A 12,630-nucleotide genomic window follows, 5' to 3' on the forward strand; every position below is an offset into this window, starting at 1 on the left:
AGGTTTCCGAAAATTATTTTTGAGCTTTTAAGGGATCAAAAATTTTTCAGAATAACTTTTTAACTTACACAGTTAGTGAAACACTACCCATCTAAAGTTACATTCTTACGATGTAACTTTATTTTTTTGCAATATCATTTTATATTGGCACGATTTGACTTTATATTTTAGCGATATTGATTTATATTTTTGCATCATCAAGTTATATTCTTTCGTCTGTAAGTTATATTCTTCTGTCTGCGAGTTATATTTTTACGTCTGCAAACTATATTCTTGCTTTATGAAATACTATTATTTCTGTTTTAAATTTACTGGAAATAGATTGAACTCCTTCGGAGTTCTGCTGTGTGCTGTATCATTTCTATTACACAGATATTGCTCCTCCGGAGCACTTAATAAAAAGGTCAATTGTAAGATTAAATGGTATAATATTATCATATAGCAAAATACTATTCTTCCATCTAAAAAAAACTTATCTCAAATTCCTTAATGCTCCGGAGGAGCAATATCTGTGTAGAAAAGCAAATGATGATATAGCAGAACTCCGTAGGAGTTCAATCTTAATATAATAAAATAATCTCGTATTACCCTTTGTATTTCAAAAATAAGTTAACGCCTTTGTTTATCTTATTTTCCAGAATGATTTTTAATAATTCTTTGTATAGCTTGGCGATAAATTAAACGCCAGCATAAAAAGTACTTTTCTGAAAGCAATTCCAATTGATTACAGAAACTCTCGAATAAACAAAAAACCACCGAAAATTCGGTGGTTTTACTATGATTGATTATAATAATCTTAAGCTTCAGATGAAGGATTTTGATCTCCCGCAGGCTTTTCACCTTCAGGTCTTCTGTTTCCTTCTGGTCTCGCAGGTCTTTCAGGTCTGTTTTGACCTTCTGGTCTTCCTTGTCCTTCTTCTCTTGGTTTTTGTGCCGGTCTTTCTGGTCTTGGCAACAAAACTTTTCTAGAAAGTTTCATTTTCTTACGGTCATCATAACCCATAAACTTCACTTCAACTCCGTCGCCTTCGTTATAAGGAACTTTATCAAGACGAGCCCACTCGATCTCAGAAATGTGAAGTAATCCTTCAGTACCTTTTGCAATAGCTACGAAAGCTCCGAAATCCATTACTTTTACTACTTTACCTTGGTAAACTTCACCTACAACAGGTACAAAAGTAATTTCGTTGATTCTTGCAATCGCTTCGTTGATTTTCTCTCTGCTAACACCAGAAATTTCGATTCTTCCGATCTCGCCAACTTCTTCAATTGCGATAACTGTGTCAGTATCTTTCTGCATTTGCTGAATGATCTTTCCACCAGGTCCGATTACAGCACCGATGAAATCTTTAGAGATTTCCATCATTACCATTTTAGGAGCGTGAGGTTTCACATCTTCTCTTGGTGCAGAAATAGTTTCATTTAATTTATCAAGAATATGAAGTCTTCCGTTTCTAGCTTGTAGAAGCGCTTTCTCCATAATATCCATAGAAAGTCCCTGGATTTTGATATCCATCTGACAAGCAGTGATTCCGTCTGCAGTTCCTGTTACTTTAAAGTCCATATCACCTAAGTGATCTTCGTCTCCTAAGATATCAGAAAGTACAGTGAATTTTCCAGTTTTTACGTCAGTTACTAATCCCATTGCAATACCAGAAACTGGTTTTGTAATTTGAATACCTGCATCCATCAAAGCCAAAGTTCCTGCACAAACTGTCGCCATAGAAGACGAACCGTTTGATTCTAAAATATCAGAAACGATACGGATAGTGTAAGGATTTTCTTCAGGAATCATATTTGCCAAAGCTCTTTGAGCTAAGTTTCCGTGACCAACTTCTCTTCTTGAAGTTCCTCTTAAAGGACGAGCTTCACCAGTTGAGAATGGAGGGAAGTTATAATGTAAGAAGAATCTTTCGTCATAATTTACCATTACGCTGTCTACCATGTTCGCATCTTTTACTGAACCTAAAGTTACAGCTGTTAAAGATTGAGTTTCACCTCTTGTAAAGATTGCAGAACCGTGAGCTCCTGGCAAATAGTCAATTTCGCTCCAGATTGGACGAATTGTTTCAGGATCACGACCATCAAGACGGATTTTATCATTGATAATCATCTGACGCATCGCCTCTTTTTCAACATCGTGGAAGTATACTTTTGCGAAAGGAGTTACTCTCTCCAACTCTTCAGCATTTTCTACATATTGTGCTAAAAATTCAGCCAAAACAGCTTTGAATTTCTCACCTCTTTCTTCTTTTCCTGAAGGAGTTTTTGCTACTTCATATACTTTATCGTAAGTTTCTTTCCACACTTTTTCACGAATAGCTTCGTCGTGATTTTCGTGGCTGTATTCTCTTTTTGGTAAAGATTTGCCTACTTTTTCAGCTAATCTTTCCTGAGCTTCAACTTGTTTTTTAATTTCAACGTGAGCGAAGTTAATTGCTTCAAGCATTTCTGCTTCAGAGATTTCTTTCATCTCACCTTCTACCATTACAATAGAGTCTTTCGTTGCTCCAACCATGATATCAAGGTCAGCCAATTTAAGATCTTCAAATTTAGGGTTGATAGAAAGTTCACCGTTGATTCTTACTACTCTTACTTCAGACATTGGTCCGTTGAAAGGAATGTCAGTAATAGCAATTGCTGCAGACGCTGCCAAACCTGCTAAATCATCAGGAATCGACTGTCCGTCATAAGAAATTAATGAAATCATTACCTGCACTTCTGCATGGAAATCTTCCGGGAATAATGGTCTTAGAACTCTATCCACCAAACGCATCGTCAGAATTTCCTGATCTGAAGGTCTAGCTTCTCTTCTGAAAAAGTTTCCAGGGATTTTTCCACCAGCGTAGAATTTTTCTCTGTAATCAACTGTTAATGGTAAGAAATCGACACCGTCTTTAGCTTCTTTGCTTGCTACTACGGTTGCTAAAAGCATTGTTCCGCCCATTTTTACTACTACAGATCCGTCAGCTTGTTTTGCCAGTTTCCCTGTTTCTAATGTGATTTCTCTGCCGTCTGCAAGAATAATCAACTCTGTAATTGCTTGAGGTATACTCATAAATTGTTTTGTGTTGCGCTCCGTATTGAGCACTTTAATTATTGATAATTTCGTCTAAATGTGATGCAAATTTAGTGTTTTTGTTTTAAATAGAATGGCGAAACTTATTAGGGCTAAATTTCAAGCATTCCATTTAAAATAATTGCGAATTTTTCTTATTAAAAATCCTGTAACCCAGCCTCCATTCTATATAATCAGCTTTGTGAAATTTAAATGATCGTAAACCGATTCCTATCAACAAATTCTTCCCAACTGTATATTGGAAACCAACTCTTTGATAAAAAATAGTTTTATCGTAACGTCGGTCAATTTCTTTTTTAAATATATAAAATCCCGGTTGGATCTGAATAGCAAATTTTGAAATTGAAAGTCGGTAAGAAGGAAAAATATTCAACAAAACCTGATCACGCTGAAATCTTTTTGTACTTTGAATGACTCCATTTTCATCCTGATAAAATTTGTGATTATAATCTTCATCATACATCAAACCAACTCCTAATCCTAGAGAAGACTTATAAGTAACCTGTCTGTGATAAACCGTTTCTATTCCCCAGTTCTGATAATATTTACCTTCAAATTTTCTGATCATGTCAACATCAAAATCCTGAAAACCTGGATCTTTTCCATAAAAAATAGAATGTCTTATTCCACCAAAAACATTTACATCTAACGTAGAATATTTATTAAATGCCGACAAAGAATCATGTGGAGCAAATTGTCTTTCATCAAAATGATATGTAAGAGAAAGTTTTGGCGAAAAAGTATTCATCCCTTTATTCGGAAGTTTCAAAGCACCGTTTGAAAAATGATTAAAGTTTAAACCTAAACCTAAGTCAAAATGTTTTCCTAAATAATATTTATAGTTGGCTCCTAGATTAATATAAATACTCACTGATGAGCCGAAAGTCTGATTAATATAGCCTTTTTTCAAATCATAGGGAGTCCAGTTGAACGCAAAACCACCACTCGTTTCGTAATTCCAGGAATGAGTTGGAGTCTCCTTGATAACCCCTCCAAAAGTTCCGTAAACAGCAAAAGGTTTTCCCATTTCACTGTTTTTAAGGTAATCAAAAGCTACGATCCCTCCACCGTAATAAGGTTTTCCAAATCTTCTGTGCCATTCCTGGCTTCCATCGGTTTGTGTGGTAAGCTCTGCAGACATCCCGATAAGATCTCTATGTTTAAGTTCCTTGAGATAATCATTGGTTCCCAGAAATTTCCCGAACTGCATACTTACAGAACCTTGTAGATTTGATCTGGAAATAGTATCCAATTCCTGAGAATTGTAAAAAGCCGATATCAAAAGAAAGAAATAGAGATAAAAATGTTTCAAATCTGTAATTTAAATTTTAAAAAGGGCAAATTTAAATGATTTCTTCAAAGATCTTTAAGTTTTGTTGCTCAATTTTTAATATTTCAAAAATTAAAGCACAAAAAAAGCAACCTCTTTCGAAGTTGCTTCTTTATTTTGGAAACCGGATAGATTATTTTCTTAATCCTAGTTCAGCGATAATCGCTCTGTATCTTGTAATATCTTTTTTCTTAAGATAATCCAATAAACTTTTTCTCTTACCTACTAATTTTACCAAAGATCTTTCAGTGTTGAAATCGTGACGATTTGCCTTCAAGTGCTGAGATAAGTGGTTAATTCTGAACGTGAAAAGAGCTACCTGTCCTTCAGCTGTTCCTGTGTCTTGTGCAGATTTTCCGTGCTTTGCGAAAATTTCTGCTTTTTTTTCTGTTGTTAAGTACATTCCAATATTGTTTAATGATTATTATGTAACGGGTGCAAAAGTACGACTATTTTTTTAATCACCAAAACAGTAATTTAAAATTAGAAATAAGATACCATTGAAAAGCAATCCGGGTTTCTCTAAATAATACAGTATCAGTATTTTTTAATAATTATTTAAGTAAAATCTAAGGCTTTGGAAACATTATTGATTCCATATATTAAAATTGATAGAAAAATATGTTAATAAATTCTTAAATAAATTATGCCATCCCGTTAAAAGACAGTAATTTTACAGCCGACAAAAAGATGAAAAATTTTTTATTTTATACGCTTATTTCTTCTGTGTTTATCATCAGTATTTCTTCTGTAAAAGCGCAGAAAAGCTCAGCTCATGATAAAATAAAGAAAATTTTATACTTCAATCCTGAAGTAGATCCCGATATTGAAGAAATAAAAGAGCCTACCAATCACGCATTCTTCAGTGCAGTTTCGGATAACATCAGCGTCTTCCGCAAAAACAAAATGCTGAGATCAGAAATTCAGGTTTCTTTTGACAGCATCGATTCTAAAACCATCACCGAATACAGCAAAAACAATGATGCCGATTTTGTCATTGTCCCTAAAGTAAAATATTTCAAAGTAGGATTAGGAAAATACGTTTTCTCTAATCAGGTTGTTGTAAGCATGAAACTTTTTGATGCAGAAGGAAATCTAGTTACCTCTTCAGAATACGACACGTATCGAAAAAACATGCGTCTTTTAGGTTCTACAGAAAATTCAATAAAAATAGGAACCAACGGTGCCATGAAAAACATTCTTAAGGAGTTAAGAAAGATAAAACCTTCTGCAGAAGCGGGTTTTTAAACTTTAAATAAACCTTAAATTTGGCTCATGATTCTCTCATTCTAAAAATTTGAGCTATTTTTGCATATCAAAAATTTCAGGTTTTGAATTCTACACACGAACTTACTTTTAATCCAGCCGATATTGCCGAAAGACTCAGTGAACTTCCCGCTGATGAAAGGCTACTCGCTTTTTTGAAAGTTCCGAAAGAATACAAAGCTGATGTTTTTTCACACTTAGACCCCGATTTTCAGGAAGAAACTATTCGAAGTATTGGAAGTGATGACGTTTCAGAAATCCTGAATTCAATGACTCCCGATGACAGGACATCCTTGTTTGAGGATTTCCCGGATGAACTGATCAAATATTCTATTAATCATCTAAATCCGCAGGAAAGAAGAATCGCTCTGAAACTTCTCGGCTACAATTCTGATTCTATTGCGCGTCTGATGACACCTTATTACATCCAAATCCGAAAAGAATGGACGGTAAAAAGATGTCTTCAGCAGATCAAAAAAGTCGGAAAAAGAGTAGAAACCATCAATCATCTGTATGTCGTTGATGAAAGAAATCACCTTATTGACGATTTAGCTTTAGGAAGTTTATTGTTGGTAGAAGAAGATACTTTAGTTTCAGAACTTACAGATAATCAGTTTGTCGCAATAAAAACAACCACTTCAAAAGAAGATGCTGTTACTTATTTTGAAAAATATGACCGAACCGCACTTCCTATTATTACTGAAGCTGGAGTTTTGGTGGGAATTGTGACGATTGACGATATTTTAGATCAAATTGAATCTCAGAATACTGAAGACATTCAAAAATTCGGGGGACTTGAAGCATTAGATCTACCTTACACTCAAACCTCTCTGATTGAAATGATCAAAAAAAGAGGAACCTGGTTAATTATTTTATTTTTTTCCGAAATGCTTACCGCTTCTGCGATGGGATTTTTTGAAGATGAAATTCAGAAAGCTGTTGTTTTGGCATTATTTGTTCCATTAATTATTTCAAGTGGAGGAAATTCTGGTTCACAGGCGGCCACTTTGATCATTCGTGCGATGGCACTTCAGGAAATTGGTTTAAAAGACTGGTGGTACGTGATGAAAAAAGAAATTTTCACCGGATTATTTTTAGGTGGAATTTTAGGAATAATCGGATTTCTAAGAATTATGGTTTGGCATAAAGCAGGATTTTTCGACTATGGTATTCACTGGGCCTATGTAGGATTAAGTGTTGGAGTTTCGTTGGTCATGATTGTTTTATGGGGAACACTTTCGGGCTCTATGGTTCCTTTTATTCTTAAAAAACTAAAACTCGATCCGGCTACTTCTTCTGCTCCATTTGTAGCGACTTTGGTAGATGTTACCGGATTAATTATTTACTTCTCGGTTGCCGGACTTTTCTTAACCGGAAAACTTTTGTAATTTTAGGCAAAGTCTAAATTTTTTATGAAATCGCCGTGATTTGAAAATCCAAATTATGATGGAAAATAGCGCGATTGCATCTGATCTTTAAAGACCATAAAAATCTTTATATGAAAGTTATTTCTTTAGTACCTTCTATCACAGAAGCTTTATTTGATTTAGGTTTAACGGAAAATGAAATTGTAGGAAGAACAAAATTCTGCATTCATCCCTCAGAAAAAGTGAAAAATATAGAAATTATTGGGGGTACAAAAAATATTAATATTGAGAAGATTAAAAGTCTTACACCCGATTTAATTTTAGCCAACAAAGAAGAAAACGTTAAAGAGCAAGTTGAAATTTTAATGAAAGATTTCAAAGTTGTTGTTTATAATACAGAGACGATTGAAGATAATTATTACCTGCTGAAAAATCTTGGATTACTATTTAACAAAGAAGAAAGAGCACAAGCTTTCAATCTAAAGATTTACGAAATTCTCAATCAGACCAAAATAAATTCAAAAGTAAAAGTTGCCTACCTTATTTGGAATAATCCTTATATGACGGTGGGTTCAGATACTTTCATTCATCATATTTTAAGTGAAATTGGTTTTGAAAATATATTTAAAAGTCAAACCAGATATCCGGAAATCCAAAAAGAAGATTTAGCGGAAGCCGATGTCATCATGCTGTCTTCGGAACCTTTTCCTTTTAAAGAAAAACATATTGCCGAGCTAAAAAAGGTTTATCCTGATAAAAAAATAATGATTGTTGATGGGGAAGCTTTTTCGTGGTACGGAACACATATTGCGAAGTGCGAGAATTATTTTAAAGAATTGATTGATGAATTTAATATTTAACGTGAATTCAAATTAAACATAAAATACTATTTAACGCAAAGCTTGATTTTTGCATATCTTATTTTAAGGAGCAAAGATGAGAATCAATAAATTGATTTTTATGAAGCACTCATTAGCTTAATCTGCAACTTTGTCGCTAATCTTTGCTACTTAAAATAATAAGCTTAAAAATTAAGATCTTTGCGTTTTAAAAATTTTGCTCAATTCCTTTATTCCGAGCTCAGGTTATTATTTAAGTTTTGGCTAAAGCCAAATGATTTTTTTTAATTAAACGAGCTAAAGCCCGTCCCTATTGATGGCTCAAACACAAAAGATCGCGTCTTATATTTTTGGCAAGAGCTCGTTTCTATTGATATTTTGTCCACAAAAAAACTCCGATTAAAAAATCGGAGCTTATATTTTATACTTAAATAAGATTATATAATCTTTGAAACTTCATTACAAAGCCATTCCAACAACTCTAAATCTTCTTTTGTAAAAGGATCGATGGTGTGAGAATCGATATCGATCTGACCAATATTTTCACCATTTTTAAAAATTGGAACTACAATTTCAGCTTTTGTATCTATTGAACAACTCAAATAATTGTCCTGCAAATGCACGTCAGGAACAATAAATGTTTCGTTAGAAACCGCTACTTGTCCACAAATCCCTTTTCCATAAGGAATAATGATATGATCGGTTTCTGCTCCTACATAAGGTCCTAATTTAAGTTCGTCTTTATCTCCATTTTTAAAGTAAAAACCAGTCCAGTTGAAATAAGAAATTTCCTGATCCAGTAAATGACAAACTTTTTGAAGCTTCTCATCGGTATTATGTTTTGGACTTTCAAGAATAGACGAAAGTCTTTTTTTTAACTCAGACATAGTAATATTTTTTATGAAAATTGTTTCAGAGAAAGCTCATTCTTAAACCCGAACATTCCTCTTTCTTTTATCATTTCTGCAACACCATCCGGAAGCTGATTTTCCCAACCACTGATATTGCATGCAATTTTTCTTAGAATTTCTCTTGAATATATTTCCAAAAACTCAGGATTATAGGTAGTAATATCTACAATACGATTGTTGAGTTTGAAATATTTATATAATTCTTTTAGATTTTCTTCTACTTTTAACGTTGAAGAATCCAACAATTCATGAGTTTCAGGATCTTTGTACGGATACAAATAAACTCTCATTCCGTTTCTGAAAAACTTACCAAAAGCTTCCAAAATACCTCCTGAAAGATCTTTGTAATATTTCTCATCAAACACCATCAACAAGTTATTTACACCCATCGTTACGCCAATATCACCATTGGTATAATGAGAGAAATAATCGATGAGTCTGTAATATTCTGAGAAGTTTGATATAATAACAGTGTAGCCTAATTTACCTAAAACATCTACACGATCAAGAAAATCTCTTTCGTCAATATCTCCGTCTGCACGAAGGTTTGAAATGGTAATCTCAATAAGAACCTCAGTTTCCTCTTGTGTACAAATAGCATCTTTCAGGAACATTTCCATTCCGTTGCGAATCATGTCTATATTTACTTTGGTCACCGGTCTGAAACTTCCTCTTACCGCAAAAATATTTTTTTTGTACAAAATATCTGCAGGAAGCATATTATTTCCTTGAGAATTGAAGATCACAGCATCGGTCATATTATTTTTCACCAGCTGCAAAGACATCAATCTATTGTCAACATACGCAAAAGCCGGACCGCTGAAATCGATCATATCAATCTCAAGATTGTCTGTAGTAACCTCATCATAAAGAGATTCTATCAGCCTTCTTGGGTTATCGTAATAATTATAAGCACCATAAATAAGATTCACACCAAGATTCCCGAGGGTCTCTTGTTGCAAAGTAGCATCATTCTCTTTGAATTTTACGTGAATGACAATCTCGTTGTAATCTTCATTTTCTTTCACCTGAAAACGAATTCCAACCCAACCGTGACCTTTTACGGTTTTATCAAAATTGATGGTTGTTACCGTATTTGCATAAGAAAAATATTTTCTTCCAGGGTTAGTATCCCTAGAAATTCTTTCTTCAATTAGTGAAACTTCGTAGCGAAGCATTTTTCTAAGTCTGTTTTGGGTAACATACCTGTTTTTTACTTCTTTTCCGTAGATCGCATCACTAAAATCTTTGTCGTAAGCCGACATTGCCTTAGCAATTGTACCGGAAGCGCCTCCTGCTCTAAAAAAGTGTCGTACAGTTTCCTGCCCTGCTCCAATCTCTGCGAAAGTACCATAAATAGTAGGATCTAGATTAATTGTTAATGCTTTTTGTTTAGGAGTTAATTTCTGATACATTAGGACATTAAATTTTTCGTAAATTTACCAAAATTAAAACAACCTCAAAAGAAAATGAAGTTGAAATTTTTAGGAACCGGAACTTCCCAAGGTGTTCCCGTTATAGGCTGCACTTGTGAGGTATGTACTTCTCAAAATCCAAAAGATACTCGTTTTCGGGCTTCAGCGATGATTACTACCGATGAGAACAGGAAAATACTGATTGATTGCGGACCCGATTTTCGGCAGCAAATGCTTATCAACAAAGAAAGTCACATCGATATTACATTACTTACTCATGAGCATAATGATCACGTGATTGGTTTGGACGATATGCGTCCGCTTATTTTTAAAAGTGGTAAAAACATGCCCATTTATTGTCTTTCAAGAGTCGGACAGGAAGTTAAAAACCGATTTCCTTATGCTTTTGCTGACATTCGCTATCCCGGAGCTCCCGCTTTTGATTTACATGAGATTAATAAAGAAAGTTTCACTGTTTTAGATACAGAAATTACTCCTATCGAAGTAACTCATTATAAGATTTCTATTTTAGGATATAAGTTTAAAAAGCTCGCTTACATTACCGATGCTAATTTTATTTCTGATTCAGAAAAAGAAAAGCTAAAAGATCTAGATGTACTTATTTTAAACTGTATTCGAAAATTTGATCCCCATCCTGCCCATTTTGTATTGGCGGATGTCATTAAATTATATGATGAACTAAAACCTAAAAAATTATTTTTAACTCACATCAGTCACCATTTTGGATTGCATGATATTGAAGATAAGCTACTTCCAGACGGAATGCATCTTGCCTACGATGGTTTGGAAATAAATTTTTAAAATATTTCTTCAAAAAGCTTTTGAACATTGAAAAAAGTTCCTATATTTGCACACCAATTTGAAACAAACGATAACGTTTAAAGTAAACATCAAGCCCAGGTGGCGGAATTGGTAGACGCGCTGGTCTCAAACACCAGTTCTTAGGAGTACCGGTTCGATCCCGGTCCTGGGTACAAATTCTCTGTAAACCTTCATCCACATTAGGTTTACAGAGTTTTTTAATTTAATTCTCTTGTGCGTAAATTTTTAAACCGTGTAAAAAACCGTGTAAAAATGAAAACGCATTCTGAAATCAAAGTTACTCCCAAAACATGGGAAAAATCAATCAAATCAAACCTCGAAAAAACGTGGGAAATATACTACACGTTTTATGATAGAAACCATCCTGAAGGTATAAAAGTCCGATTTAAGGGCATGAATAGAGCAAAAACGCTCGAAGAAAAGCAGGAGATAACGCGAACAATGATAGCTAATGAGATTAAAAATCTCGAAAGAGGTTATAATCCTATTACAAATGAATATGTTGTAGAAGATGAACACTTAGTTTCGGAGTTTACACCTTTTGTCAAAGCTTGTGAAATCGCTTTAAAGTCTTTTCATGGCGTCGAATCTACAATTATTGATTTGAATAATAGTATGAAGCATATTATAAATTATGCTACAATTCTCAGATTAGAAAATAAAGAACTAAAAAATATTACTAAAGGTGATATAAAGCAATTGTTAATGAAAATGACAATTGATAAGCATTCAAACTATAGAGTTAATAAAACGAGAGCACATCTATCGAAGTTTTTTGCTCATTTTACAGAATTAGACATTTTCCAGGTTAATTTCATTGAAGGTATTTCAAAATTAGAACATACTTCAAAAAAGAAAAATATAATTAGAACTGAAGAAGACTGGAAAAAGTTCCATAAAATAAAAGACTTAAATTATAGTTTATATATTTTCTTAAATATATTTCTTTATTCAGGATGTCGTTTTGAAGAAATGATACAGATAAAAAAAGAAGATGTAAATATTGAAAAAAGCTTCTTTTGGATTAACTTAAAAAAAGGAGGAAGGCATTCCCGTTCTATGCGCCCCATAAACATGCATGTATGGAAATATTGGAAAAGGATTTACGAGATTGCCCAACCTCATCAATATATGTTTAGTTTTGATCAGATGCCTAATGACAACCCAGTGAAAGCACACAGTCTTTATGACCTGTCCGGTAAACACCTCCGAAAAGTTGGATTAGACATGACTGGGTATGGTTTAAAACATACTTTCTTGAATCTAGTATCAAAGGATTTTGGACTATCCAAAGCTGCTGAAATTGCTGGACACACAAACACAAAAACTACAGAGAAATACGCAGTAGATTGGCAAGAGCATCAAGTTGAAAGAAATAAAAAAATAGATATTAGTATATGAGAAAAAGTGAAACTCAAGATAGTATAACACATGCAGGCAAAGTTAACGAGCGAACAAAAGCTTTAGAAGTTCTGGCAAAAGCAAAGAAAACACAGGGTAAGATAACCGTAATCCGACAAGGTGTCGGCAGGAATTTCAAACCTAAAAATGAGGAATAAAATTAAAGTATCGTTTTAATT

The 12,630-nt window shown here is 33.7% G+C and carries 11 protein-coding genes and 1 tRNA gene; 7 read left to right on the forward strand and 5 right to left on the reverse strand.

Going from position 1 to position 12,630, the window contains the following annotated elements; genetic code table 11:
* Window positions 1-796: 796 nt before the first annotated feature.
* The 3 genes from AB671_RS10215 to rpsO form a co-directional block, all read right to left on the reverse strand.
* Window positions 797-3,058, reverse strand: a complete 2,262-nt coding sequence (locus AB671_RS10215; RefSeq protein WP_066681545.1) for a polyribonucleotide nucleotidyltransferase — start codon at window positions 3,056-3,058, stop codon at window positions 797-799.
* A gap of 133 nt (window positions 3,059-3,191) precedes the next feature.
* The gene (locus AB671_RS10220) at window positions 3,192-4,391 is read right to left on the reverse strand and encodes an acyloxyacyl hydrolase (RefSeq protein WP_066681543.1); all 1,200 of its coding nucleotides are present in this window, start codon (window positions 4,389-4,391) and stop codon (window positions 3,192-3,194) included.
* 151 nt (window positions 4,392-4,542) lie between these two features.
* Complete coding sequence (gene rpsO / locus AB671_RS10225; RefSeq protein WP_027386233.1) at window positions 4,543-4,812, reverse strand: 30S ribosomal protein S15; 270 nt, start codon at window positions 4,810-4,812, stop codon at window positions 4,543-4,545.
* 287 nt (window positions 4,813-5,099) lie between these two features.
* Here rpsO and AB671_RS10230 point away from each other — a divergent pair, with 287 nt between their 5' ends.
* From AB671_RS10230 to AB671_RS10240, 3 genes are all read left to right on the forward strand, one after another.
* Window positions 5,100-5,657 (forward strand): pyruvate decarboxylase, encoded by a 558-nt coding sequence (locus AB671_RS10230; protein WP_066681541.1) that lies wholly within the window; start codon window positions 5,100-5,102, stop codon window positions 5,655-5,657.
* 83 nt (window positions 5,658-5,740) lie between these two features.
* Window positions 5,741-7,063, forward strand: a complete 1,323-nt coding sequence (gene mgtE, locus AB671_RS10235; protein ID WP_066681539.1) for a magnesium transporter — start codon at window positions 5,741-5,743, stop codon at window positions 7,061-7,063.
* 110 nt (window positions 7,064-7,173) lie between these two features.
* Window positions 7,174-7,902: an ABC transporter substrate-binding protein gene (locus AB671_RS10240; protein ID WP_066681536.1), complete on the forward strand. Its 729-nt coding sequence runs from the start codon at window positions 7,174-7,176 to the stop codon at window positions 7,900-7,902.
* Between the two features lie 416 nt (window positions 7,903-8,318).
* Here AB671_RS10240 and AB671_RS10245 read toward each other — a convergent pair whose 3' ends face one another.
* Window positions 8,319-8,768: a GAF domain-containing protein gene (locus tag AB671_RS10245; RefSeq protein ID WP_066681529.1), complete on the reverse strand. Its 450-nt coding sequence runs from the start codon at window positions 8,766-8,768 to the stop codon at window positions 8,319-8,321.
* Between the two features lie 11 nt (window positions 8,769-8,779).
* A complete protein-coding gene (locus AB671_RS10250; protein WP_066681526.1) occupies window positions 8,780-10,207 on the reverse strand; it encodes a nicotinate-nucleotide adenylyltransferase in 1,428 nt (475 codons plus the stop codon).
* Between the two features lie 54 nt (window positions 10,208-10,261).
* Between AB671_RS10250 and AB671_RS10255 the strand changes: the two genes are divergently transcribed.
* The 4 genes from AB671_RS10255 (at window position 10,262) to AB671_RS22265 (ending at window position 12,609) form a co-directional block, all read left to right on the forward strand.
* Window positions 10,262-11,029, forward strand: coding sequence for an MBL fold metallo-hydrolase (locus tag AB671_RS10255; RefSeq protein ID WP_066681523.1), 768 nt, complete (start codon window positions 10,262-10,264; stop codon window positions 11,027-11,029).
* A gap of 93 nt (window positions 11,030-11,122) precedes the next feature.
* Window positions 11,123-11,202 (forward strand) — tRNA-Leu (locus AB671_RS10260).
* Between the two features lie 100 nt (window positions 11,203-11,302).
* Window positions 11,303-12,451: a tyrosine-type recombinase/integrase gene (locus AB671_RS10265; protein WP_066681520.1), complete on the forward strand. Its 1,149-nt coding sequence runs from the start codon at window positions 11,303-11,305 to the stop codon at window positions 12,449-12,451.
* Complete coding sequence (locus tag AB671_RS22265; RefSeq protein ID WP_157444183.1) at window positions 12,448-12,609, forward strand: hypothetical protein; 162 nt, start codon at window positions 12,448-12,450, stop codon at window positions 12,607-12,609. Before AB671_RS10265 ends, AB671_RS22265 begins: the two co-directional genes overlap by 4 nt.
* Window positions 12,610-12,630: the final 21 nt, after the last annotated feature.

Origin of the sequence: Chryseobacterium sp. BGARF1 (assembly GCF_001677955.1) — a bacterium.
GTDB lineage: Bacteria > Bacteroidota > Bacteroidia > Flavobacteriales > Weeksellaceae > Chryseobacterium.